The 24,576-nt window shown below is 30.0% G+C and carries 25 protein-coding genes, 2 tRNA genes and 1 riboswitch; of the genes, 26 read left to right on the plus strand and 1 reads right to left on the minus strand.

Annotated elements, in window-relative coordinates; genetic code table 11:
* The first annotated feature begins 38 nt into the window (after window positions 1–38).
* The 23 genes from prfB to tsaD all read left to right on the plus strand — a co-directional run bounded on the left by prfB (window position 39) and on the right by tsaD (window position 21,964).
* Window positions 39–1,143 (plus strand): peptide chain release factor 2 gene (prfB, locus tag N4A55_RS15070; protein ID WP_293757871.1). Its coding sequence is split into 2 segments (ribosomal slippage): window positions 39–113 and window positions 115–1,143, totalling 1,104 coding nucleotides; the frame shifts between segments, so codons are not numbered across the junction.
* Between the two features lie 50 nt (window positions 1,144–1,193).
* Window positions 1,194–1,658 (plus strand): chemotaxis protein CheW, encoded by a 465-nt coding sequence (locus tag N4A55_RS15075; protein ID WP_293757874.1) that lies wholly within the window; start codon window positions 1,194–1,196, stop codon window positions 1,656–1,658.
* Window positions 1,659–1,927: 269 nt separating this feature from the next.
* Window positions 1,928–2,371, plus strand: a complete 444-nt coding sequence (locus N4A55_RS15080) for an ACT domain-containing protein (protein WP_113673695.1) — start codon at window positions 1,928–1,930, stop codon at window positions 2,369–2,371.
* Between the two features lie 5 nt (window positions 2,372–2,376).
* On the plus strand, window positions 2,377–3,615 hold the full coding sequence (locus N4A55_RS15085; RefSeq protein ID WP_293757878.1) for a homoserine dehydrogenase: 1,239 nt from the start codon (window positions 2,377–2,379) through the stop codon (window positions 3,613–3,615).
* A 53-nt stretch (window positions 3,616–3,668) separates the two neighbouring features.
* Window positions 3,669–4,874, plus strand: coding sequence for a cofactor-independent phosphoglycerate mutase (locus tag N4A55_RS15090; protein WP_293757881.1), 1,206 nt, complete (start codon window positions 3,669–3,671; stop codon window positions 4,872–4,874).
* Between the two features lie 40 nt (window positions 4,875–4,914).
* Window positions 4,915–6,123 (plus strand): aspartate kinase, encoded by a 1,209-nt coding sequence (locus tag N4A55_RS15095; protein ID WP_293757884.1) that lies wholly within the window; start codon window positions 4,915–4,917, stop codon window positions 6,121–6,123.
* A 151-nt stretch (window positions 6,124–6,274) separates the two neighbouring features.
* Window positions 6,275–8,416: a Tex family protein gene (locus N4A55_RS15100; protein WP_293757887.1), complete on the plus strand. Its 2,142-nt coding sequence runs from the start codon at window positions 6,275–6,277 to the stop codon at window positions 8,414–8,416.
* A 299-nt stretch (window positions 8,417–8,715) separates the two neighbouring features.
* Complete coding sequence (locus tag N4A55_RS15105) at window positions 8,716–9,141, plus strand: DUF2089 domain-containing protein (protein ID WP_293757890.1); 426 nt, start codon at window positions 8,716–8,718, stop codon at window positions 9,139–9,141.
* 58 nt (window positions 9,142–9,199) lie between these two features.
* Complete coding sequence (locus N4A55_RS15110; protein ID WP_293757893.1) at window positions 9,200–9,646, plus strand: SHOCT-like domain-containing protein; 447 nt, start codon at window positions 9,200–9,202, stop codon at window positions 9,644–9,646.
* Complete coding sequence (locus N4A55_RS15115) at window positions 9,636–9,938, plus strand: hypothetical protein (RefSeq protein ID WP_293757896.1); 303 nt, start codon at window positions 9,636–9,638, stop codon at window positions 9,936–9,938. The genes N4A55_RS15110 and N4A55_RS15115 overlap by 11 nt, the downstream gene beginning before the upstream one ends.
* Before the next feature lie 16 nt (window positions 9,939–9,954).
* Window positions 9,955–10,113: a hypothetical protein gene (locus tag N4A55_RS15120; protein WP_293757899.1), complete on the plus strand. Its 159-nt coding sequence runs from the start codon at window positions 9,955–9,957 to the stop codon at window positions 10,111–10,113.
* Between the two features lie 15 nt (window positions 10,114–10,128).
* On the plus strand, window positions 10,129–10,491 hold the full coding sequence (locus tag N4A55_RS15125; protein WP_293757902.1) for a phage holin family protein: 363 nt from the start codon (window positions 10,129–10,131) through the stop codon (window positions 10,489–10,491).
* A 109-nt stretch (window positions 10,492–10,600) separates the two neighbouring features.
* A riboswitch (FMN riboswitch) is annotated at window positions 10,601–10,715 on the plus strand.
* 98 nt (window positions 10,716–10,813) lie between these two features.
* Window positions 10,814–11,407, plus strand: a complete 594-nt coding sequence (locus N4A55_RS15130; RefSeq protein WP_293757905.1) for an ECF transporter S component — start codon at window positions 10,814–10,816, stop codon at window positions 11,405–11,407.
* Window positions 11,408–11,587: 180 nt separating this feature from the next.
* Window positions 11,588–12,253 carry a YcxB family protein gene (locus N4A55_RS15135; RefSeq protein ID WP_293757908.1) on the plus strand — a complete coding sequence of 222 codons (666 nt, stop codon included), beginning with the start codon at window positions 11,588–11,590 and terminating at the stop codon, window positions 12,251–12,253.
* Window positions 12,254–12,688 (plus strand): tRNA (adenosine(37)-N6)-threonylcarbamoyltransferase complex ATPase subunit type 1 TsaE, encoded by a 435-nt coding sequence (gene tsaE / locus N4A55_RS15140; RefSeq protein ID WP_293757911.1) that lies wholly within the window; start codon window positions 12,254–12,256, stop codon window positions 12,686–12,688.
* Window positions 12,685–13,398 carry a tRNA (adenosine(37)-N6)-threonylcarbamoyltransferase complex dimerization subunit type 1 TsaB gene (gene tsaB / locus N4A55_RS15145; RefSeq protein ID WP_293757914.1) on the plus strand — a complete coding sequence of 238 codons (714 nt, stop codon included), beginning with the start codon at window positions 12,685–12,687 and terminating at the stop codon, window positions 13,396–13,398. Before tsaE ends, tsaB begins: the two co-directional genes overlap by 4 nt.
* A complete protein-coding gene (gene rimI, locus N4A55_RS15150) occupies window positions 13,389–13,832 on the plus strand; it encodes a ribosomal protein S18-alanine N-acetyltransferase (RefSeq protein WP_293757917.1) in 444 nt (147 codons plus the stop codon). Before tsaB ends, rimI begins: the two co-directional genes overlap by 10 nt.
* Before the next feature lie 110 nt (window positions 13,833–13,942).
* On the plus strand, window positions 13,943–16,294 hold the full coding sequence (locus N4A55_RS15155; protein WP_293757920.1) for an ATP-binding protein: 2,352 nt from the start codon (window positions 13,943–13,945) through the stop codon (window positions 16,292–16,294).
* A gap of 348 nt (window positions 16,295–16,642) precedes the next feature.
* Entirely contained in the window at window positions 16,643–18,634 is a 1,992-nt protein-coding gene (gene tkt / locus N4A55_RS15160; RefSeq protein ID WP_293757923.1) for a transketolase, read from the plus strand.
* Between the two features lie 223 nt (window positions 18,635–18,857).
* Complete coding sequence (locus N4A55_RS15165) at window positions 18,858–19,100, plus strand: hypothetical protein (protein WP_293757926.1); 243 nt, start codon at window positions 18,858–18,860, stop codon at window positions 19,098–19,100.
* Between the two features lie 257 nt (window positions 19,101–19,357).
* Window positions 19,358–20,266, plus strand: coding sequence for a ribonuclease Z (locus tag N4A55_RS15170; protein WP_293757929.1), 909 nt, complete (start codon window positions 19,358–19,360; stop codon window positions 20,264–20,266).
* A 96-nt stretch (window positions 20,267–20,362) separates the two neighbouring features.
* Window positions 20,363–20,941 carry a DUF6715 family protein gene (locus tag N4A55_RS15175; protein WP_293757931.1) on the plus strand — a complete coding sequence of 193 codons (579 nt, stop codon included), beginning with the start codon at window positions 20,363–20,365 and terminating at the stop codon, window positions 20,939–20,941.
* On the plus strand, window positions 20,942–21,964 hold the full coding sequence (tsaD, locus tag N4A55_RS15180) for a tRNA (adenosine(37)-N6)-threonylcarbamoyltransferase complex transferase subunit TsaD (RefSeq protein WP_293757934.1): 1,023 nt from the start codon (window positions 20,942–20,944) through the stop codon (window positions 21,962–21,964). It abuts the gene before it with no gap.
* 251 nt (window positions 21,965–22,215) lie between these two features.
* Here the strand turns inward: tsaD and N4A55_RS15185 are convergent, their stop codons facing one another.
* On the minus strand, window positions 22,216–22,725 hold the full coding sequence (locus tag N4A55_RS15185; protein ID WP_293757937.1) for a ferritin: 510 nt from the start codon (window positions 22,723–22,725) through the stop codon (window positions 22,216–22,218).
* Window positions 22,726–22,988: 263 nt separating this feature from the next.
* Here N4A55_RS15185 and ispD point away from each other — a divergent pair, with 263 nt between their 5' ends.
* The 3 genes from ispD (at window position 22,989) to N4A55_RS15200 (ending at window position 24,373) form a co-directional block, all read left to right on the plus strand.
* Window positions 22,989–23,684: a 2-C-methyl-D-erythritol 4-phosphate cytidylyltransferase gene (gene ispD / locus N4A55_RS15190; RefSeq protein WP_293757940.1), complete on the plus strand. Its 696-nt coding sequence runs from the start codon at window positions 22,989–22,991 to the stop codon at window positions 23,682–23,684.
* Window positions 23,685–24,118: 434 nt separating this feature from the next.
* A tRNA-Ser gene (locus N4A55_RS15195) sits at window positions 24,119–24,204 on the plus strand.
* 81 nt (window positions 24,205–24,285) lie between these two features.
* Window positions 24,286–24,373, plus strand: a tRNA-Ser gene (locus tag N4A55_RS15200).
* The last annotated feature ends 203 nt before the right edge of the window (window positions 24,374–24,576 follow it).

Raw genomic sequence — 24,576 nt, forward strand, 5'->3', positions numbered from 1 at the left:
TAATATTGAAATGGTAGAAAAATAATAGAGGTGATAAAATGCTAGAACTAGAACAAAGTAAATTAGAACTCCAAGCATACAAAAAGAAATTAGATGAAATGAGTGTTTCACTTTGACTTGGTCAATGTAAAGAACAAGATAGAAGAACTAGATGCTAAGGTTGCATCAGAAGAATTCTGGAACGATGCTGAAAATTCAGGAAAAGTATTAAAGGAAATTAAACAATTAAAAGATAAAGTGGACAACTACAATAATCTTGTACAAGAGTATGAAGACATTGAAACTCTTATTGAAATGGGAATAGAAGAAAATGATGATGAAATTATCAAAGAGGTTTCATCATCATTAAAGAGATTTATTAATGATTATGAAGAACTTAGAACTAGGACACTTTTATCTGGAGAATATGATGGTAATAATGCCATAATATCTTTACATGCTGGTGCAGGTGGAACAGAATCTTGCGACTGGGTAAGTATGTTGCTTAGAATGTATACCAGATGGGCAGATGATAAAGGTTATAAAATAGAAACACTAGATTATCTAGATGGTGAAGAAGCAGGAGTTAAATCTGTAACTATTCAAATAAACGGAGAAAATGCTTATGGTTATCTAAAATCAGAAAAAGGAGTTCATCGTTTAGTAAGAATATCACCTTTTGATTCATCAGGTAGAAGACACACATCATTTGCATCATTGGATGTGTTACCAGAGATAGATGATGACATAGATATGGAAATAAACGATGAAGACCTTAAGATAGATACTTATCGTGCAAGTGGAGCAGGAGGACAACATATTAACAAAACAGATTCAGCTGTTAGAATAACTCATATACCTACAGGTGTAGTTGTTCAATGTCAAAATGAACGTTCACAACACAAGAACAAAGATAGAGCTCTTAAGATGTTAAAAGCTAAGTTATATGAAATACGACGACAAGAACAAATGGCTAAAATGGAAGGAATAAGAGGAGAAGTCAAAGAAATAGGTTGGGGCAGTCAAATACGTTCATATGTGATGCATCCATACAGTATGGTAAAAGATCACAGAACTAATGCAGAAACTGGTAATGTACAAAGTGTAATGGATGGAAAGATAGATTTATTCATTAATACTTATTTACAATGGTTAGCCCTCTAAACCAAGGGATCTATAATTAGATGCTAAAAATTACAAAAGGAGTGAAGAATATGTCTACAATGCAACAGGTTATATTTAAGCTTGATAAAGAAGAATATGGTTTGGATATAATGAAGGTTATAACAATTGAAAAATATCAAGAAGTTGTCAAAACACCAAATACTCCAGAGTATATAACAGGTATCATTAATCTTAGGGGTAGCGTATTACCGGTATACAGCTTAAGAAAGAAATTTCATCTAAAAGAAAAAGAACCAGATGAAAATACAAAAATTATCGTAACAGTTACTAATGGTATGAAGATAGGATTTATTGTTGATTCCGTTCAGGAAATACTGAATATCGAAGATAAAAGTATTGAAGAAGCTCCAAAAATCGTAACGGGGATTAATAGAAAATACATAAAAAGTATAGCTAAGATGAAAGAGCGAATGGTTATTCTAATCGATATAGATTTGATTATATCAGAAGAAGAACAATTAGAATTAGGAAAAGTATCTAAGGAACAAGAATAATTATATATACTGTATATTAGTCTAATAGATTAATATACAAATCGAATTTAATAAAATACTTATAGAAACTTGTGTTTATCTAAGCACAAGTTTTTTATTTTCTTATATAAGAACCTATACTCTACCGTATGAATAGCAGTATTAGCATTTGCATTAATGAAAATTCCTGATTTATTTTATACATAACCCTTGTATTTTTATTAAATTAGTGGTATAATCTCCCTAATAAAAACAAATGTTTTTAATAGAAAAACAACGAAGGTGATGAAATGCCTGATACAGCAAGTTATTATATAATTAAGAGAAAAGCTTTGCCAGAAGTATTTTTGAAGGTTGTTCAAGCTAAAAAACTTTTGGAAAAAGAAAAAGCAATAACCATACAAGAAGCAGTAGATTCTGTTGGAATAAGTCGTAGTTCGTTCTATAAATACAAAGATACAATATTTCCTTTCTATGATAATTCAAGAGGAAGAGCTATAACTGTTGCTCTTGGTCTTGATGACGAACCAGGACTACTATCATGCATATTAAATATTATTGCCCAGTACAAGGCAAATATACTGACAATACATCAAACAATACCTATTAACGGTGTGGCAAACATAACATTAAGTATGGAAATACTTCCAACATCTGGTGATATACAAGAAATGATTATGTCATTAGAAAGTCATGAAGGAATACATCAAGTAAAAATATTAGCTAGGGAGTGAGATAAATGGTAGATGTTGCAATATTAGGATACGGTACAGTTGGTTCAGGAGTAGTAGAAGTACTTACAACCAATAAAGAAAGTATCAATAAAAGAGCAGGAAAGAAGATTAACCTAAAATACGTATTAGACTTAAGAGATTTCCCAGGATCACCAATAGAGGATATACTAACTAATAATTATGAAGATATTCTTAATGATCCAAGTGTTAAAGTAATTGCTGAAGTTATGGGTGGTGTAGAGCCTGCATATACTTTTGTAAAACAAGCTTTATTAAGCGGTAAAAGTGTCGTTACTTCCAACAAAGAGTTAGTAGCACGTCATGGAGCAGAACTACTTAAAATAGCAAGAGACAAAAACATTAATTTCCTATTTGAAGCTAGTGTAGGTGGTGGAATACCTATTATAAGACCACTTAATCAATCATTAACTGCTGATGAAATATATGAAATCACTGGAATACTAAATGGTACAACTAACTTCATTCTAAGTAAAATGGCAGATGAAGGACTAGATTTTGACACTGTATTAAAAGAAGCACAAGATAAAGGTTATGCAGAGCGAAACCCAGAAGCAGATGTTGAAGGGTTCGATGCTTGTAGAAAAATAGCTATACTTTCTTCACTTGCTTTTGGTATGCAAGTTGACTTTGAAGACATATACACAGAAGGTATAACAAAAATATCAGATATTGATATGAAATACGCCAAACAATTAGGCTACGATATAAAATTATTGGCAACAAGTAAGAAAAAAGATGAAAAAGTATACGCCATGGTTTCACCTATGATGATTGGAAAAGATCATCCATTATCAAATGTCAATGGAGTTTTTAATGCCATTTTTGTTAAAGGAAATGTTATCGGAGACGTTATGTTCTATGGTAAAGGTGCAGGTAAATTACCTACAGCAAGTGCAGTTGTAGCAGACATTGTTGATGCTGTAAAACATCTTGAAAGGAATATAGTTTCATTTTGGAGTACTAAGAAGATGGAGTTAATGAATGTGGATAACGTTTTATCAAGATGCTTTATTAGATTAGAACCTAAAAGGATAGATATGGTACATAATCAGATAGAAGAGATGTTTGGTGATGTACAGTATGTAAAAATCGACGACAAAGTTGATGAGATAGCATTTATTACGGATGCCTTCAAAGAAGGAATATTGAAAGAGAAAATTAATGCCCTTGATACTAAAGACATTGCATCAAAAGTAGTAAGTGTAATAAGAATAGATAAATAATAAATACTTATAATGAACATATCTACCGCCTGACAGCGAAGGGATGATAATGTATGAAATATGTTGTAATATTAGGAGACGGTATGGCTGACGAACCTGTAAAGCAATTAGGTGGTAAAACACCTTTACAGGTAGCGGATAAAGAAAATATAGACTCATTAGCTAGAATAGGAGAAGTTGGATTAGTGAAAACTATTCCAGATGGATTAGCACCAGGAAGTGATACAGCCAATCTATCAGTATTAGGATATGATCCACAGAAATATTATACTGGAAGATCACCACTAGAAGCTCTAAGTATTGGAGCTGATATGGAAAGTAATGATGTTAGCTTTAGATGTAATCTAGTTACATTAAGTGAAGATGGTTCATATGAAGACAAAACTATAATTGATCATAGTGCAGATGAAATCACAACTGAGGAAGCATATGAATTAATAAAATATCTAGAAAAGTATTTAGGAAATGATACAATTAAATTCTATACAGGAACAAGTTATAGACATGCTATAATATGGCATAAAGGTAGTACAGATGTGAATCTTACACCACCTCATGATATACTAGAAAAAAGTATTAAAAAGTATTTGCCAAAAGGAACTAATTCCGATAAAATAAAACAAATGATGGTGTTAAGTAATGAATTACTTAAGAATCACCCTATTAACATAAGAAGAAAAGAAAAAGGGTTAAGACCTGCCAACTCCATATGGATATGGGGAGAAGGGACAAAACCAACATTAAAATCCTTTAGTGATAAATATAATAAAAAAGGTGCTATGATATCAGCTGTTGATTTATTAAAAGGGATAGCTATAGCAGCCGAAATGAAAAATATTGAAGTTGAAGGCGTTACTGGTAATATTAATACCAATTTTGAAGGTAAGGCAAAAGCTGCAATTGATGCTCTAAAATCTGGTCAAGACTTTGTATATGTACATATAGAAGCACCAGATGAATGTGGACATAGAGGGGAAATTGATAATAAAGTAAAATCAATTGAACTTATAGATTCCAAAGTGGTCAAATACATAAAAGAAGAACTTGATAAACTTGAAGAAGACTATAAGATAATGATACTACCTGACCACCCTACACCTCTAGCCATTAGAACACATACAAATAAGGCAGTTCCTTATTTAATATATGATAGTTCTAGAAAAATTGAATCTAATGTAAAATATGATGAAGAATCATGTAAACTTAAGGGAAATGTATTTATGAAAGGTCATGAACTAATGGACTATTTCTTAAAATAAATACATATACTAATTAGATACCTAAAGAGGAGGAAACAACTTGTTAATAGTAAAGAAATTTGGCGGTAGTTCTGTAGCAAATAAAGAAAGAGTATATAATGTTGCAGAAAGAATATTAGAAGATTATAAAAAAGGTCATGATGTCGTTGTAGTTTTATCAGCACAAGGAGATACTACAGACGAATTGATAGCAAAAGCAAAAGAAATTAATCCAAATCCTTCAAGAAGAGAAATGGATATGATTCTTACAACAGGTGAACAACAATCTGTAGCACTAATGTCTATGGCATTACAGAATTTAGGATACCCAGCAATATCACTAAATGCTTATCAAGTTAAGATGCATACAACATCTGTTTATAGTAATGCAAGACTCAAAAGAATAGACGCTGAAAGAATAAATTCAGAACTTGAAAGAAAGAATATTGTACTTGTGACAGGATTCCAGGGTATCAATAAATATGATGATATAACGACATTAGGTAGAGGTGGATCAGACACAACAGCAGTGGCAATAGCAGCTGAACTTAATGCTGATAAATGTGAAATATATACAGATGTAGATGGAGTTTATACTGCTGATCCTAGAGTTGTCAAAGACGCAGTTAAATTAAATGAGATTACCTATGATGAGATGTTAGAATTAGCTTCACTTGGTGCAAAAGTTCTTCATAACCGTTCAGTAGAACTTGCCAAGAAATATGGTGTAGAATTAGTTGTACGCTCAAGTTTGACAAAAGCTGAAGGAACCATTGTTAGGGAGGAATGTAAAATGGAAAAAATGTTAGTTAGCGGAGTTGCTGCGGATAAGAATGTTGCTAGAGTTGCTGCAATTGGAATTAAAGATGAACCAGGAAAAGCGTTCGGACTATTTTCTCTACTTGCAAAGCATAATATCAATGTTGATATTATCTTACAATCAATTGGAAGAAACAATACAAAAGATATATCATTCACAGTACCTAGAGATGAATTAGAAGAAACTAAACAAATTCTTCAAGATAATCTTTCAAGAATATCTGCTGAAAGAATAGAATATGATGATTCAGTATCAAAAGTATCTATTGTAGGTGCAGGTATGGCATCTAACCCTGGAGTAGCAGCAGTAATGTTTGAAAGTCTATATGATGCTGATATTAATATAAAAATGATATCAACTTCTGAGATTAAGATTTCAGTGCTTATCAACGAAAAAGATACTGATAGTGCTGTAAATGCAATACACGAAGGTTTCAAAGATAGATTCTAAGGATGAATAGATTAATATAATGTTTATATTTATATAAGAAAGTTGCTCTTTATAATAAGGGTAACTTTCTTTTTTAGATAATATCCTTGTCCTGTAAGTATCATTAATATATAATATTTAATAGAGTTTACAGTAAAGGAGCTAGTAGGTTATGAATATATTAAAAGTACTAGAAAAGGAATTAGATATCAAGGCTTGGCAGGTTGAAGCAACAGTCAAGTTAATTGATGAAGGCAATACTATTCCTTTTATTGCAAGATACCGTAAGGAAATGACAGGATCTCTAAGTGATGAGATATTACGTGAATTTAACGACCGTCTCACGTACCTAAGGAATTTGGAAGCTAAGAAAGAACAAGTTATCGCTAGTATTGAAGAGCAGGGAAAATTAACTGCTGAACTTAAAAAGTCTATACTATCAGCCAAGACATTAGTAGAAGTTGATGACCTCTATAGACCATATAGACCAAAAAGAAGGACAAGAGCCACTATAGCTAAAGAAAAAGGACTAGAACCATTAGCTATAAAAATATGGATGCAGAACCTAAAATCACCTGTAGAAGATATTGCTATAGAATATATAAATGAAGAAAAAGATGTAAAAACTGCTAAAGATGCAATAAATGGAGCAAAAGATATACTTGCTGAAATGATATCTGATGAAGCAGATTACAGAAAAGAAATCAGAAGAAGAACCTTTACAAAAGGCAAATTAGTTGTAAAAGCAAAAGATAAAACAGCTCAATCAGTTTATGAGATGTATTATGAATATGATGAAGAGATCAAGAAAATAGCTCCTCATAGAATATTAGCAATAAATAGAGGAGAAAAAGAAAAGATATTAGTTGTTAAGATAGAAGCACCTATACAAGAAATAGAAAGTTATCTAAGAAATAAAGTTATAAGAGATTCTAATATATATACAACTCTAGTACTAGAAGAAGTTATTTCTGACAGTTACAAAAGATTGATTTCACCAGCTATAGAGAGAGAAATAAGATCTGACTTGACAGAAAATGCTGAAGAAGGAGCAATAAAAGTATTTGGTAAGAATTTGGATCAATTACTTATGCAGCCACCTATTGTAGGAAAAGTAGTACTTGCTCTAGACCCAGCCTTTAGGACTGGATGTAAAATAGCAGTAATAGACGGGATAGGTAAAGTATTAGACACTACAGTGGTCTACCCAACACCACCACAAAATAAAATAAAAGAAGCTAAGATTAAATTAAAGGCATTAATTGAAAAACATGATGTAGATATTATAGCTATTGGTAACGGTACTGCATCAAGAGAATCAGAACTATTTATTGCAGAAATGTTAAAAGAAATAGATAAAAACATTCATTATATAATCGTTAATGAAGCAGGAGCATCAGTTTACTCAGCGTCTAAACTTGGTACTGAAGAATTTCCACAATTTGATGTTGCATTAAGAAGTGCAGTATCTATAGGAAGAAGATTACAGGACCCATTAGCTGAATTAGTTAAGATTGATCCAAAATCTATCGGTGTAGGACAATATCAACATGATATGAACCAAAAAAGATTAGGAGAAACATTGACTGGTGTAGTAGAAGACAGTGTTAACAAAGTAGGGGTTGACCTAAATACTGCATCACCATCCTTATTACAATATATTTCAGGTATTAGTAAAACAATAGCAAAAAATATTGTAATCTATAGAGAAACAGAAGGTAGATTCACTAATCGTAAACAATTGTTAAAAGTGTCAAAATTGGGTCCAAAAGCATATGAGCAATGCGCAGGGTTTTTAAGGATAGTAGGTGGAGATAATCCTCTTGATAACACAGGTGTTCACCCTGAATCATATACTGCCAGTAAACAATTGATAGATGAAATTGGTAATACTATTGAAGACTTAAACAGTAAAAAAATTAACGGGATCAATAGTAGAATTAATAATGTTGAAGACATGGCTGATAAGCTAGAAATAGGAGTGCCAACATTAAGAGATATTATCAAGGAATTAGAAAAACCTGGACGTGACCCTAGGGAAGAAATGCCAAAACCAATACTAAGAACTGATGTATTAGAAATGGAAGATTTACAAGAAGGTATGGTCTTAAAAGGAACTGTCAGGAATGTTATTGATTTCGGAGCATTTGTTGATATTGGAGTTCACCAAGACGGATTAGTGCATATATCTGAAATGGCAGACAAATATATAAAACACCCTCTAGAAGTTGTAGCTGTAGGAGATATAATTAATGTAAGAGTAATGAATGTTGATCTCAAGAAGAAGAGAATTGCATTATCAATGAAACTATAATATTATTCATTAAGATATAGCTAAATATAATATGGACTATCTCATAATAATTAATTGTAATGAGATAGTCCTTATTATATAGCATAAGAACCTGTCAGATAATCGGTTTTTATTATACATAAACTTTATAATATAAACAAAGATATAATAATGTTAATGATATCATTCAATATATTTAATTAAAACATTAATATATTTAATTCAAAAATTAAATATATTAAAATTGATATTGACAAAATTAATTTTATGATATATATTATTAATATAAGATGATCAATTATTATTAATGAGGTGAAAAAATGAAATATAAAGCACCGGGGAAATGTCCAGTTTGTGGTGAAAAATTAGAAATAACAAAATTAAACTGTCCAAAGTGTTCTACATCAATAGAAGGGGAATTCAGACCTTGCAGGTTTTGCAGATTACCAAAAGATGAACTTGAATTTATTAATACATTTATTATGTGTAGAGGTAACATTAAAGATGTTGAAAAAGAATTAGGTATATCATATCCTACTGTTAGAAGTAAGTTAGATTCTGTAATAAAATCTTTAGGATTAGAGGATGAAAGTAAAAAAAGAAGTGAAAGAAAAGAAGTTAATTCTCAGAAAAGAGATTCCCTAAACCAGTTAAAAGAATTAAAACAACAGATATTAGATAAGTTGGCTAATGGACAATTAACAACAAAAGAAGCTATGGATAAAATAAAAAAATTAAAGAGTTAAATAACTTGATTTACAAAATAAAGGTGATATAAATATTTTTATAGAGAGGATTGTTAGTATGAGTGAAGAAAAGAAAATTTTAGAAATGATTGAAAAAGGTCAAATTACTGCTGAAGAAGGTATGGAATTACTACAAGCGTTAAGAGATGTAGACATAGAGCAGGAAGAAAATATTATTGAAGAATATAAAATACCTGTTCCAAAAAGAGAATTCAAATTTTTACGGATAAAAGTAATAACCGAAAAAGGTGAAACAAAAGTCAATGTTAATATACCAATAAAACTTATTAAAGCATTAGGTGGAATATTACCTCAAGCTAATAATTTAATCCCAGAGGATGTTAAAAGCCAAATGAACGAAAAAGGTATTAATCTTGGGTCTATAGATGTTAATAAAATATTAAGTGCTTTGGAATCAGGTGAATTAGAAGATACGGTATTAGTTGATGTAGAAACTTATGATGAAGAAGATGGTAAAACTCAGGTAAAAATATATGTGGAATAGAACCTGGCTACTTAAGATAAAAATCAAATCCAAAAAAACAAGAATAGTTATTCCTGTACCATTATTCATATTTAGTCAGTTGTTAGATTGTACTATGGACCTATTAGCAATTATAGCTTTTTTTACTCCAAGAACCAATATTGCAATAAAAAACAGCAAATATAACTTAAAAGAAATTATTAGAACAATATATAAGATATTAGAATCTCTAAAAGAAATTAAATATTGTAAGCCTTTTGATTTTGTTGATATTCAGACAAAAGAAGACATAGTTAAAATAAGTTTGAAATAAAAAGGAGTGTGGTATTATGTTAGATAGTAATTTACATTATTACAGTGTGTTTGGTAATATACAGCCTAATAGAAGTATTAAGGATTATAGAGAGATATTACTTAGGGAACAGTTCATTAGATTAAACAAGAATACCAATGTAAAATATAGAAATAAGTCTGAAACTAATATATAATAAAGGAGAATAATAGTGAATAGAATATGCTATAAATATATACTATATGTGCTGGTATTTATTATTAGCCCATATGTCTTTCAAGGGGTAAGTCTTGATCATCCATCTACAGCACTTATAGCAGCACTGGTTTTTGTTTTGGTAAATACTTTAATAAAACCGTTATTATTACTTGTTACACTGCCTATTAATATAATTAGTCTTGGATTATTCAGCTTAATCATTAATACTTGGATGATAATGTTGATGGATAAGATGGTAGGCGGGATAAATATATCAGGATTTTGGTTATCTGCGATAATTGCATTAATCATAACTTTGTTGAACGAAGTGTTACTTGATGAAAAAAGGACAAAAAGAAGATATAGGAAAAATTGAATTATATTGTAAGTAAGTTAGAAAAATAATAACTATATTGACAATTATATAATAATGAAATATAATATAAATTGTAGTAAGAAACATAAAAACAATAAAACTTTATATTAAAATTCTTCAGGGCAGGGTGTAATTCCCGACCGGCGGTTATAGTCCGCGAGCCTAATGGCTGACTTGGTGTAATTCCAAGACCGACAGTATAGTCTGGATGAGAGAAGAGATTAAATTTATTATTTATGATAATAACACCTTGGAGATATTTCTAAGGTGTTTTTTTATTATTTAATCGGTCCAGAAGATTTTTATGGAAGGAGAGAATTAAATGGAAAAAATTAGTAAGTGTAATATCAATGGAACAAATAGTGGTAAGTCAATAAGATTTAATACCATGTATCTAGTAAAAATAGCTTTATTATCTGCAATAGCATATATCATATTTTTATTTGAATTCCCGCTACCTTATTTTCCACCTTTCTTAGAAATTGATTTCAGTGACACAGTAGCAATCTTGGGTGGAATAATACTAGGTCCTATGGCAGCTGTTATAATTCAATTCATTAAGAATCTACTTAGATTATTACTTATGAATTCAGGTACTGGTGGAATAGGCGAATTGGCTAATTTATTAGTTGGAATAGCTTATGTATTACCATTCTGTCTTATATTCAGACGAAATAATTTAAAAAGATTTATTACTGGTAGTGTAGCTGCAATTATAATTATGACAGTTACAGCAGGACTTGTTAATTATTTTATCAATATTCCAGTGTATCTAGGTAGTACACCACATGCAGAGAAAATGAATATGATATATTCTTTCTATATTCCTTTTAATCTAATAAAAGGGGTTATAGTTACAATAGCTAGTTATGTGGCAGTTAAAGCATTTAAACAAGTAATTAATAAACTGCAATAATAGAATAAGAATCTTTAAAGACCTAGATTATATCTAGGTTTTTTTGTTAATAAATATTAATAAAGGATAATTTTTTTAAAGAATAAAATAAAACAGTGAGACTAGTTTTGTACTAGCTAAATTCTCTTAAAAGTGCTATAATACCTATCAAAAGATATTGTTAAATAATTGGAGGTTAATATGGCAACGAAAAAAAAGAATAAAAATAGGAATAATAATAACAATAATACTAAAAATGGCAAAAATATAAATAACAACATCAAGAAAAATAATAATGACAAAACTAATATAAAAAATAAAAAAAACTTCAAAAAGAATACTGAGATAGAATTAAGTATAAAAATAGTTGACAAAGATATGTTCTATTTCATGCTGGGACATGTTTATTCAAAGCTAAGTAGTAAAATAACTCTATTATTTAGTATAGTATGTCTTATATTATTTCCTATATCCTTTTTATGGAAAGATACTTTTATGACGCTTGTGTTATTGTTTGGAGCATTGACTTATCTTGTTATTTCTCCATTAATGCTATATCTACAATCAAAAAAACAAGTTGCAACTAACCCAGTATTCAAAGAACCTATTTTGTACAAAATCAATAATGAAGGATTTTATGTATCACAAGCTGGTGAGTGGATAGAATTTCTTTGGGAAAATTTATACAAAGTGGTTCAAAGAAAGTATAATATACTATTTTACATAAGTAAGGATCAAGCGTTTATTATTCCAGTCAGACTAATAGAAGATGGAAAAAACATAGTTAAAATAAAACAAATTGTATCTAATAAAATGGATACATCCAGATATAAATTTACGAAAGAAAAGAATGAAGGGAAGATTTGATTGATATATAAATCATTTTCAGCAGATGAAACTAAAAAAATCGGTAAGGAACTTGGACAAGATGCAAAAAAAGGTCAGATATATTGTCTTATAGGTGATTTAGGAGTAGGAAAAACAGTGTTTACTAAAGGTTTTGCCGAAGGACTTGGAATTGACGAACATATTACTAGCCCAACATTTACTATAGTGAACGAATATCATACTGACAAATTTAATTTCAATCATTTTGATGTCTATAGAATAGATGATCCTGATGAAATGTATGAAATAGGTTATGAAGAATACTTTTATAATGATGGAGTATGCTTAATAGAATGGGCAAATTTAATAAAAGAAATAATACCAGAAGAAGCAATATGGATTAATATAGAGAAAGACCTAGACAAAGGTTTGGATTACAGACAAATAACCATTGCTGGAGGAATAAACAGATGAAAGTTTTAGCTATTGAAAGTTCTGCTGTAGCTGCATCTATTGCTGTTGCAGAAGATAATAAGTTACTATGCGAATATACAACGAATTATAAGAAAACACATTCACAGACTTTAATGCCAATGATAGAAGAAGTTACCAATATGATTAATCTTGAACTTAGTGAATTAGACATAATAGCAGTTTCTAAAGGACCAGGTTCCTTTACAGGATTAAGAATTGGTGTTGCAACGGCAAAGGGGTTGGCTCATACTTTGGAAATTCCTATAGTTGGAGTACCAACACTGGACGCTTTAGCTTATAATATTGGATATACAGACAAAATAATATGTCCATTAATGGATGCTAGAAGAAGTCAAGTATATACTGGATTATATTCATATAATAATAATATATTTAATACTATCTTACCTAGTACAGTTGTTCCAGTAGAAGATATATTTGAAGAGATTAAAAAAATAGGTAGAGGAGTTATTTTCTTGGGAGATGGTGTAGCTCCTAATATTGATAGAATAAAAAATAATTTTTCTAATAACGAATATGTATTAGCCCCTTTAAATAATAATATACAAAGAGCATCCTCAGTTGCTGCTTTGGGCATATTAAATGCATTAAAGGGAGAGACGGAAAGTTATATGAACTTCAAACCTATCTATCTAAGAAAGTCCCAGGCAGAAAGGGAATTTGAAAGGAAACATAATACATGTATCTAGCACGTAGAATGAAGCTTAAGGATATAGAGGAAGTACATTCTATAGAAAAAAATACTTTTCCTAGTCCTTGGTCAAAAGATGCATTTACCAACGAGTTAATGAGTAATACACATTCAATATATATGGTAATACAAGAAGACGATACTATAATAGCATATGCAGGATTATGGAATATTGTGGGAGAAGGTCATATTACCAATATAGCAGTTAAAAAAGAAAGAAGAGGAGTTGGGTTTGGTAGAAAAATAACAGAGGCTCTTATATATGAAGGGAAAAAACAAGGCATTACATCTTTTACTTTAGAAGTTAGAGTAAGTAACGAAAATGCAATTAAATTATACGAAAAGTTAGGATTTGAAATAGCTGGATTAAGAAAGAATTTTTATGATAAACCTAATGAAGATGCATATATAATGTGGAAACAAGACTTATAGCCTTAGCAGGGCTATTTTTTTTTATTAATTATTAACAACACACCTTATAAATGTATAAGATAAAGTATATGAAACTTTAAAGGGCAAAGGGTATAGGGAGGAGCTGCTTAATGAAAGAATGTTATGAACTTTCCCATGAAGATTTAGATTTGAAGTCAGTTGTTCTAGAGCAATCTGATAATGTCGAAGATGAAGAAGATATATTTGTTGGGAATGGCAGAGTAAGAGAGATACTAGATTTTGGTCTTAACCTAAATGGATCTGGATATAATATATACTTATCAGCTGAAGAAGGATTAAACACTGTAGAATTCTTAAAAAAATTTCTAAAAGAAAAAAGTAAGAAGAACAATCCTCCTGATGATTGGTGTTATGTTTATAATTTTAAAAATGAGGATAAACCAAGAGTGTTACGACTCAAATGTGGAAAAGGTAAGAAATTCAAAAAAACTATTGAAAACTGTGTAAAAGATGTAATATTACAATCAAATATAAAACTAAATAGTTCCGAATTTAAAAAAGTTGAGACTTGTTTAAAGGATGAATTTTTATCCAAAGGTGAAACAAAATTAGAAGAATTAAAAGACGATGCCAAGAAATTTGGTTTTTCAACTAATATAACAGATAAAGGCATCTTTTTTATTCCTATTGTAGATGGAAAAAAAATAAGTGAAGAGAAATACGATGACCTTACAGTGGAAGAACAAGAAATAATATTAGAGAATCTCAACATAATGGAAAATAAATCAGAAGATATAATGAAGCAAGTAAAAAGATTAAAAAAAATATCAGAAGCTAAAGTTACTAAACTCCATAATAAAATCTTAAAAATTATAATTGATGATATATTCGAGAAAATAGAGACTGACTTTGAATGTAATAAAAAGGTTATGGGCTATATAAAGGAGTTAAAAGAACATTTATTCAAAAATATTAGGAATATACTATCCGAGACAGATGGTCATGAGATTCTCAACTCTTTACTGAATGATGATGAAGACGATAATCTAGAAAAATATAGAGTTAATCTATTTATTGATAATTCCAATGTAAAGACATCACCTATTATATATTGTGATAATCCATCTTATTACGAAATGTTTGGTAAAATAGAATATGAAAATGAATTGGGAGTTTATACAACTAATTATACTATGATTAAAAAAGGTATACTTCATAATGCTAATAGTGGATACTTGATCATTAATGCAGAAAATATACTTAATACGGCATTGACATGGGGAACACTTAAAAAAGTTTTGATAAATAAAAAATTAATATTTGAGAACATTAGAGAACAATTAGGTACACTTCCAATAAAAACCATTAAACCAGAACCAATCCCTATGGATTTAAAGGTTATATTAATTGGAAATGAACGTATATATAGATTACTGTATGCATATGATAGTGAATTCAAAGAATTATTTAAGTTACATGTTCAGCTTAATACTGAAGTGGAAAAAAATAAAAAGATAATAAGAAAATACTATCATTATTTCGATGATGTTTGTGATAAAAAGAAATTAAGGATGCTAACAAAAGACGGAAAGAATGAACTTTTGAAATATGCATCATATATAGCAGAAGATAGAAATAAGCTTACTACAAAATTCTCTGTTTTAATGGATTTAATAGAAGAAGCTGATTTATACGCTGCTCATTCACAGATGAATGTAATTAATTCTAACACAATAAAAAAAGCTGTAAATAACAAAAATAATAGGTCTACATTATTAAAAAAAAATATTCAAGACTTGTATGACAAGGATAAAATAATAATTGACTATAGTGAAAAGAAAGTAGGACAGATAAATGGAGTTGCATTAAGCGATTATAGTGAAAATACAATAGCAAGGATAATAAGGATTACTGCTGTAACATATATGGGTAAATTAGGAGTAATTAATATTGAAAAAGAAAATAAACTTAGTGGAAATGTTTTTGACAAAAGTATTGGTATTTTATCAGGTTATATTGGAAACAAGTATTCACAAGATTTTCCCCTAATGTTAAACTGTCAGCTATGTTTTGAGCAGGTATATAATATCATTGATGGTGATAGTGCTTCATGTGCAGAATTATATGCTATTTTATCTAGTTTGTCAGAAATCCCTTTTGACCAAAGTATAGTTGTAACAGGTTCTGTAGACCAATTTGGTAATGTTCAGCCTGTAGGAGGCGTTACTCATAAAATTAGAGGTTGCTACGAGTTATATAAAACAAAGGGTCTGACTGGTAATCAAGGTATTATCGTACCAAAACAAAATGTTGATGAAATAATAATGGATGATGATATATTAGATGACATTAAAGAGGGGAAATTCCATATATATGCCATAGATAATATAGAACAAGGTATAGAAATATTTACGGATGTAAGTATGAATGAGATAGATAAAGCTATAGAAAATAAGTTGAAGTCTTATTATAAAAAACTAGATTTGAAAAATTTTGAATAAGTTGAGTTATAAATTAAAAGGTTATTGTAATAATAAAAGAAGAAACCATTATAGTATTAAAAAGGATAGATAAGACTATCCTTTTATAATACACTTATTTTTTTGGACATTTGGGCTTGCTATTATTCCAAAATATGATAAAATGCATATGTAAAGAGTAAAGTCTTCCAACAACGTATAATTATTAGTTCTATGAACAAATTTAAATATATTACTAAAAACTTTTGAAAGGTAACATCATAAATAATTAATTTATGTAATTTAATAATTAAAGGTAACTATTAATGCTAGATACTTATATTTAATAAGGAATCTAAGTGTTACTATTATAAGGAGGAAGAATACGAGATGAGAAATATTGAGACAACAACGATCAACACTATTAGAATTTTATCTGCTGAGGGTATTCAAAAGGCAAAATCAGGACACCCTGGATTGCCTATGGGAGCAGCCCCTATGGCTTATGAGTTATGGGCTAATCATATGAAACATAACCCAAGTGATCCAAATTGGATAAATAGAGATAGATTTATTTTATCAGCTGGACATGGTTCCATGTTATTATACTCATTATTACATTTATTCGGATACGGTCTTACAATTGAAGATTTACAACAATTTAGACAATGGGGTAGTAAAACACCTGGACACCCTGAATTTGGACATACTGTAGGAGTAGATACAACTACTGGACCATTAGGAGCAGGATTTGCAACTGGTATAGGTATGGCTATGGCTGAAGCTAACTTAGCAGCAAAATTCAATAAAGATGAATATAAAATAGTAGACCATTACACATATGCTATAGCAGGTGACGGTTGTATGATGGAAGGAATTACATCAGAAGCAGCATCTCTTGCTGGAACTTTAAAGCTTGGGAAATTCATTGCATTTTATGATTCTAACAAAATAACTATTGAAGGTAGTACAGATATTGCCTTTACCGAAGATGTTGGAAAAAGATACGAAGCATATGGATGGCAAGTGCTACAAGTTGAAGATGGAAACGACTTAGAGGCTATAGGAAAAGCTATCGGGGAAGCAAAAGCTGATTTGGAGCATCCATCTCTTATTATAGTAAAAACACAAATTGGATATGGATGTCCTGCAAAACAAGGTAAATCATCTGCACATGGAGAACCATTAGGTGACGATAACATTATTGAAACTAAGAAAAACTTAGAACTTACATTAGATAAGGAATTCCATGTACCAGAAGAAGTATACGACCATATGAAAGATTTACAGGAAAAAGGTACTAAAGAGCAAGCAAAATGGAATGAACTATTTGAAGAATATGCAACTAAGTATGCTGATTTAGCAAAAGAATGGGAAGTATGGACAAGTGAAGACCTTCCAGTTGATTTATTAAATAATGAAGAATTCTGGACATTTGATAATAAACCATCTGCTACAAGAGCTATTTCAGGACAAATAATAAATAAACTAACAAAATATATTCCTAATTTATTTGGTGGAGCTGCAGACCTTGCACCTTCTACTAAAACATATATGAATGATAAAGGTGATTTTTCAGCTGAAGATTATTCAGGAATGAATTTACACTTTGGTGTACGTGAATTAGCTATGTCAGCAATGGCTAATGGTATAGCACTACATGGAGCACATAAACCATTTATAGCTACATTCTTCGTATTCAGCGACTATATCAAACCTAGTGTAAGATTATCGGCTCTAATGAAGCTTCCTGTAACATTTGTCTTAACTCATGATAGTATCGGAGTTGGAGAAGATGGACCAACTCACCAACCTATAGAACAATTAGCTGCTCTTAGAAGTATGCCTAATGTAGTTACATTCAGACCTGCTGATCCAAGAGAAACAGCAGCTGCTTGGTATTATGCTATTACATCTAAGGAAACTCCTACAGCTATTGTACTGACAAGACAAAATGTTTCATACTATGAAGAATCGGAGAAAAAAGCTTTGAGAGGTGGATACATTTTAGTAGATTCTGATAAAGAAACACCAGATATGATATTAATGGCTAGTGGTTCAGAAGTAGAATGTATATATGAAGCTGCTAAGAAGCTTAAACAAGATGGAATTGATGTAAGAGTAGTTAGTATGCCATCTATGGATGTTTTTGATGCACAATCAAAAGAGTACAAAGAAAGTGTATTACCTAATAACGTAAGAAAGAGAGTTGCTATAGAAGCTGCGACAACATTTGGATGGTACAAATATGTAGGATTTGATGGTGAAGTTATTGGTCTTGACCATTTTGGAGCTTCAGCACCAGCAGCAAAAGTGTTTGAGGAATTCGGTATTACAACTAAAAATGTTTATGAAGTTGCAAAAAAAGTGTACACAAAATAATTATTTTTTGTTCATACCCTAATCTAGATTCTTATACATTGAAGAAATTACCTATATACAGATTAAAATTAGGACGTTATAATAATGATAAGTATAGTTCGTTTTTATAGAGAATTTCATAATCAATTTTTTATCCTATCGGCAAATTTGCTTTTTTTGTCCTAGTCATAATTATGGATTTCTCTTCTGCTTATCATTAAAGACACCTAGTGAGGGGATAAAAATGGAAAAATTTGAGAAGAAAATAATTAAAAACAATGTCCTATCAGAAGTTTACTGTAATAAATGTGGTAAATTAATTTATAGTGAAGACTCAAAAGAAAAATCTGACTATATTAATATTACTAAAGAATGGGGATATTTTTCTAATAAAGATATGGAAACTCATAGCTTTGATATATGTGAAGAATGCTATGATGAATTAATCAAAACTTTTAAATTCCAGCCAACTAGAACAAAAAGATAATGTACAAGTTAACTTAATTATTATAAAAAGAATGCAGTCAATGCATTCTTTTTTCGTGGTAGAAGTTAATCTGGAAGAAATATTCTCTTATACATTTAAGCTATATAGAAGTTTTTCTTGGCAATAATATTAAAAGTGATGAGATATTAATTGAGTATAACAGATTTTATTCATAAAAATGGGGAGTTAAATATTTTAATATGGTGATAACTTGCGTTTTATGATACAATAAGAAAAAATAAGGAAGAGGATGAAATATGTTAGATGTATGTTTGTTAGGTACAGGCGGAATGATGCCTTTACCAAATAGATGGCTAACTTCTCTAATGACAAGGTACAATGGTAGTAACTTGCTTATAGATTGTGGAGAAGGAACTCAAATAACTATACGACAACAAGGATGGAGTTTCAAGTCCATCGATATTATATGTTTTACACATTATCATGGTGACCATATTGGAGGATTACCAGGATTATTATTAACCATAGGTAATTCTGATAGAAGAGAACCTATCACGTTAATTGGGCCTAAAGGTCTACAGAGAGTTGTTAAGGGGTTACGAGTCATAGCTCCTGAATTACCATTTGAATTGAACTATATTGAGTTAAAAGAAGATTATTCTTGTTTCAATATAAAAGGATATGAAATAGAGGCTTATAAACTTAACCATAATGTTATTTGTTATGGATATAATGTTAACATTAACCGTCAAGGTAAGTTTTTAGTAGAGAAAGCAAAACAACTAGAATTGCCCATAAAATATTGGAACCTACTTCAAAAAGGAGAAACAGTAATATATGAAGGCAGAAGTTATGACCCTCAATCAGTTCTTGGACCACCTAGAAAGGGTATAAAATTAAGTTATTGCACTGATACTAGACCTGTAAAAAACATTGAAACATATGCAAAGGATGCAGATCTTTTTATTTGTGAAGGTATGTATGGAGATGAAGAGAAAGAAAATAAGGCAAATGAATATAAACATATGACATTTGAAGAAGCAGCAACTCTGGCTGCAAAAGCTCAGGTTAATGAGCTATGGCTAACACATTTTAGTCCATCATTAGTTAGGCCAAAGGATTCATTACATGTGGCTACAAAAATATTTGAGAACTCCAAAGTTGGGAAAGACAGATTAACTAAGACATTAAAGTTTGATGAATAGTATAATAGTATAGTGAATAGATTTCGATATATAATATATAATATATTCAAGAATTATCCCATGGGATAAACTAAGAACATTAATGGAGTGGTGAATATGAGAAAATTTATAGCAATTCTAATTCTAGTAAGTTTAGGAATAATGTTGTTTGTGATATTTTCAAATAAAACAAGTAAAGATAGGTTTGATAAGAGTTTACTATCAAATTCAGATAGGATTTTAGAATATCTAAAAGAAGACTATGAAGGCACAATAAACAAAATACATGATCTACAAAAGATTCCAGAACAAGTATTAGAATTAAATAATATCATTATGCAGAAATTATATAGTCATGAAATAACAGATGAAGAAATTAAAGTTCTCTTAAAAGCACAAAGAGAACTATATGATGATGAATTACTAGAGAAAAACCCAATTGATGTTCATTTAAAAAAAGCAAAAGAAGAAATAAATAAATTCAAAGAAAATAATACTAAAATAATAGGTTATGATATTCAGAAAAATAATGATGTTAATAATAACAATATTACATTTATAAAAGTGGTTTATTATTTGAATAATGTAGGTCCAGAAGGGGAAACATTTGAAGAATATGTATTGGTAAAAGTAAATGAACTATGGAAAATTAAAGGATGGCAAAAAACAGAAGAATTTATTGTAGTAGGTGATTAAATGAATAAAGACGTAATAATAATGGCTATAGAATCCTCATGTGATGAAACCTCAGTATCTATTGTGAAAAATGGAAAACATGTTTTATCTAATATTATTTCCTCTCAAATAGATTTACATAAGAAATTTGGAGGAGTTGTTCCAGAGATAGCATCAAGAAAACATATAGAGAATATTGATCCTGTTATAAGTGAAGCATTAGAAGAAACTGATATGACCATTAAAGATGTAACAGCCGTAGCAGTTACATATGGACCAGGATTGGTTGGAGCTTTATTAGTAGGGTTAGCAGAAGCAAAGGCTATAGCATTTGCAGCTAAAAAACCTTTAATAGGTGTTCACCACATAGAAGGACATATTAGTGCTAATTATATAGAAGGAGAATTTAAACCACCTTTTGTTTGTATGGTAGTATCAGGAGGTCATACCCACTTGGTTCATGTTAGAGACTATGGTAAATATGAAATAATGGGGAAGACGAGAGATGATGCTGCTGGCGAAGCATTTGACAAAGTTGCAAGATCAATAGGGTTAGGATATCCAGGTGGACCAAAGATTGATAATATTTCAAAAGAAGGTAATGAAAACGCAATAGAATTTCCTAGATCATACTTAGAAAATGGATCTTACGATTTTAGTTTCAGTGGAGTAAAATCAGCAGTTCTTAACTATATAAATCAATGTAAGATGAAAGAGCAGGAAATCAATGTTCCAGATATTGCAGCAAGTTTTCAAAAATCTGTTGTAGAAGTAATAGTAAATAAAACTATAAAAGCTGCAAAAGAATTGAAACTAGATAAAATTGCTTTGGCTGGTGGTGTAGCAGCTAATAGCAAACTAAGAGAAGAAATGAAGAAAGCATGCGAAAAAGAAGGAATAACACTACACTATCCATCACTTGTATATTGTACGGATAATGCTGCTATGATAGGTGTAGCTGCTTATTATGAGTATATAAATGGTGTAAGACATAATATGGATTTGAATGCTATACCAAACTTAAAATTAAGCGATAGATTTTAATTCAAGAAGAGGGTTATCTTATGGACAGCCCTCTTTATTATGTGTGCCAAGTATGGCACTAATCTAGCTGGTGCAAGTCCACCAGAAATACTTCAAATGAAAACAAAGGACCGAGTAGTTTTACTCAATCCTTTATAATACTATCTAAGAAGTGTTGGAATAAAAATTGTAGAGCCGTATACGAGACCTGTATATTTCTCTACTCTATTACTATTAGATAGATTCTAATTGATTAATATACTTTTTGGATACTATGCTTTAGTTGGTGGGGTAAAAACACGCTGAGCCATTTCTGAGTCAATAGAATAGATTATTGAGACATCTTTATTAGCTCTCTTTAATTTTTGTAAAATACCCTTAACAGTAGCTTCTTCTTCTACTTGCTCATCAATAAACCATTTCAAAAAGCTTATAGTAGCATGTTCCCTTTCTTCCATGGCAATATCCATTAGTTTATAGATACGACTTGTCACGAATTTTTCATGATCTAAAGTCTTGGAATAAACATCTTCTATATCATCATAATTACTTGATGGTGTTTCAAGACCTTTAATTTCAACTTTTTCATCCATTTCATTTACAAAATTGAAGAATTTCATTGCATGAAATCTTTCTTCTTCTGCTTGTACCATAAAAAAGTTAGCGAATCCATCTAGATCTATTGAATAACAATATGATGCCATAGCTAGATAAAGATGAGCAGAGTAGAACTCATAAGTAATTTGTTCATTTATTTCTTTTAATAATTTTTCACTTAGCATAATCTTACCTCCTAATATGTTATAAAAATTCATATGATTATTATACCAAGAAAATAATGGTATTGGAAGAAACTTTTTATAAAAATTATTTCTTTAAATTTAATATACAATAGTTTAAAATAAAATATACGACAATGTAATTAGTTAGTTTATTATACTTGAGTTATATTGATGCTAAGCTAATGATTCTACTTTAATAATTGTTAATTAATATAAATAAAAAAATATATGAAGTCAATAGTTATTTATGGAGGAGTAATTAAATGAATAATGTGCAATGTACAGTAATAATACCTGCTGCTGGAAAAGGCAAAAGAATGAAAAAAGATAAATCAAAACAATATATAGAATTAGATGGTAAACCTATACTAGCATATACTTTAGATGCTTTTGAAAAATGTAATGAAATACAAAATATCATTTTAGTGGTAGGAAAAGAAGAAGTCGATTATTGTAGAAAAGAAGTTGTAGAAAAATATAATTTTAAGAAGATCATAGCTATATTAGAGGGAGGAAAAGAAAGACAGGATTCAGTATACGAAGGTATAAAGAAAGTGCCAGAGAATAGTGATATAGTTTTGATACATGATGGTGCCAGACCTTTTGTAGGTGCAGAGCAAATAAAAGAAACAATTGATAATGGGATCAGATATGGTGCTTGTGTCTTAGGAGTCAGGGTTAAAGATACAGTTAAAGTAGTTGATGATGATAATAACATTGTAAATACCCCTGACCGAAATAATCTCTGGGCAATTCAAACACCTCAAACATTTAAAAAAGACTTAATTACATTAGCTTATCAAAAAGCTCAAAATGATAATTATTGTGCTACAGATGATTCTATGTTAGTTGAAAAATATTTAGATATTAAAATAAAGATTGTTGAAGGAATATATTCAAATATAAAAATAACTACTATTGAGGATTTAACTATTGCTAAAAATTTTATTGCTCAATGATAGTGGCTTATTATTATACAAAACTATACTTAAATAATAGATTTAAATAAATTAACAATTATTATCTGACAAAATTTTTTAAACTTCAACAAGTAATTTTATAGAAAAATAAAAGCTAATAACGTAATTATTGATAGTTGTTTATTATAATAATCCATCTCACGTAATTTGAAAATAAATTAAGGATAATGATGAAAATGCCTATATATCAGTGTTAAGAGATGGATTAACAATATATGGATTTGTCTGAATATAAAAATAATGAATTTATCTATTGACACTTAAAATAATATATGATATCATACCGCTTGTCGTTAAATACTGACGAAAAAAACAAGCAAAAAAACAACTCGAAAAAAGTTGTAAAAAAGGCTTGACACATTGGCTAAGATGTGATAAATTATTAAAGCACTCGATAATGAGTTGCTAAATACGGAGAGGTGTCCGAGTGGCTTAAGGAGCTGGTCTTGAAAACCAGTGACTCCGAAAGGGGCCGTGGGTTCAAATCCCACCTTCTCCGCTCCAATAATTATAAACCACATACTGGTGGTTTTAATTATTGCTAAAATGCAAATAATCGCGAAGTGTTTAAAAACAGCTTGGAGAAGTACCCAAGCGGCTGAAGGGGCTCCCCTGGAAAGGGAGTAGGTCGTTAACGCGGCGCGAGGGTTCAAATCCCTCCTTCTCCGTTTGATAATTAATTAAAAAAGTTGTTGACAAACATCAAAAAATATGATAAAATATTTTTCGCTAACGCATTAAAAGATAATAAAAAGAACCTTGAAAACTGAACAGTGAAACAACCAAAAACTTAGTAATAAGTTTTACCCAAGAAAATTCCTTAGTAAATTAATGGATAAAGACGATAGTCTATAAAATATAAGCCAGAGCA

The sequence above is a fragment of the Vallitalea sp. genome (assembly GCF_025211055.1).
GTDB lineage: Bacteria > Bacillota > Clostridia > Lachnospirales > Vallitaleaceae > Vallitalea.

Coding starts and splice junctions, on each gene's coding strand:
- N4A55_RS15075 (WP_293757874.1), top strand. CDS start 1,194: ATGTCTACAATGCAACAGGTTATATTTAAGCTTGATAAAGAAGAATAT.
- N4A55_RS15080 (WP_113673695.1), top strand. CDS start 1,928: ATGCCTGATACAGCAAGTTATTATATAATTAAGAGAAAAGCTTTGCCA.
- N4A55_RS15085 (WP_293757878.1), top strand. CDS start 2,377: ATGGTAGATGTTGCAATATTAGGATACGGTACAGTTGGTTCAGGAGTA.
- N4A55_RS15090 (WP_293757881.1), top strand. CDS start 3,669: ATGAAATATGTTGTAATATTAGGAGACGGTATGGCTGACGAACCTGTA.
- N4A55_RS15100 (WP_293757887.1), top strand. CDS start 6,275: ATGAATATATTAAAAGTACTAGAAAAGGAATTAGATATCAAGGCTTGG.
- N4A55_RS15105 (WP_293757890.1), top strand. CDS start 8,716: ATGAAATATAAAGCACCGGGGAAATGTCCAGTTTGTGGTGAAAAATTA.
- N4A55_RS15110 (WP_293757893.1), top strand. CDS start 9,200: ATGAGTGAAGAAAAGAAAATTTTAGAAATGATTGAAAAAGGTCAAATT.
- N4A55_RS15115 (WP_293757896.1), top strand. CDS start 9,636: ATGTGGAATAGAACCTGGCTACTTAAGATAAAAATCAAATCCAAAAAA.
- N4A55_RS15120 (WP_293757899.1), top strand. CDS start 9,955: ATGTTAGATAGTAATTTACATTATTACAGTGTGTTTGGTAATATACAG.
- N4A55_RS15130 (WP_293757905.1), top strand. CDS start 10,814: ATGGAAAAAATTAGTAAGTGTAATATCAATGGAACAAATAGTGGTAAG.
- N4A55_RS15135 (WP_293757908.1), top strand. CDS start 11,588: ATGGCAACGAAAAAAAAGAATAAAAATAGGAATAATAATAACAATAAT.
- tsaB (WP_293757914.1), top strand. CDS start 12,685: ATGAAAGTTTTAGCTATTGAAAGTTCTGCTGTAGCTGCATCTATTGCT.
- rimI (WP_293757917.1), top strand. CDS start 13,389: ATGTATCTAGCACGTAGAATGAAGCTTAAGGATATAGAGGAAGTACAT.
- N4A55_RS15155 (WP_293757920.1), top strand. CDS start 13,943: ATGAAAGAATGTTATGAACTTTCCCATGAAGATTTAGATTTGAAGTCA.
- tkt (WP_293757923.1), top strand. CDS start 16,643: ATGAGAAATATTGAGACAACAACGATCAACACTATTAGAATTTTATCT.
- N4A55_RS15165 (WP_293757926.1), top strand. CDS start 18,858: ATGGAAAAATTTGAGAAGAAAATAATTAAAAACAATGTCCTATCAGAA.
- N4A55_RS15170 (WP_293757929.1), top strand. CDS start 19,358: ATGTTAGATGTATGTTTGTTAGGTACAGGCGGAATGATGCCTTTACCA.
- N4A55_RS15175 (WP_293757931.1), top strand. CDS start 20,363: ATGAGAAAATTTATAGCAATTCTAATTCTAGTAAGTTTAGGAATAATG.
- tsaD (WP_293757934.1), top strand. CDS start 20,942: ATGAATAAAGACGTAATAATAATGGCTATAGAATCCTCATGTGATGAA.
- N4A55_RS15185 (WP_293757937.1), bottom strand. CDS start 22,725: ATGCTAAGTGAAAAATTATTAAAAGAAATAAATGAACAAATTACTTAT.
- ispD (WP_293757940.1), top strand. CDS start 22,989: ATGAATAATGTGCAATGTACAGTAATAATACCTGCTGCTGGAAAAGGC.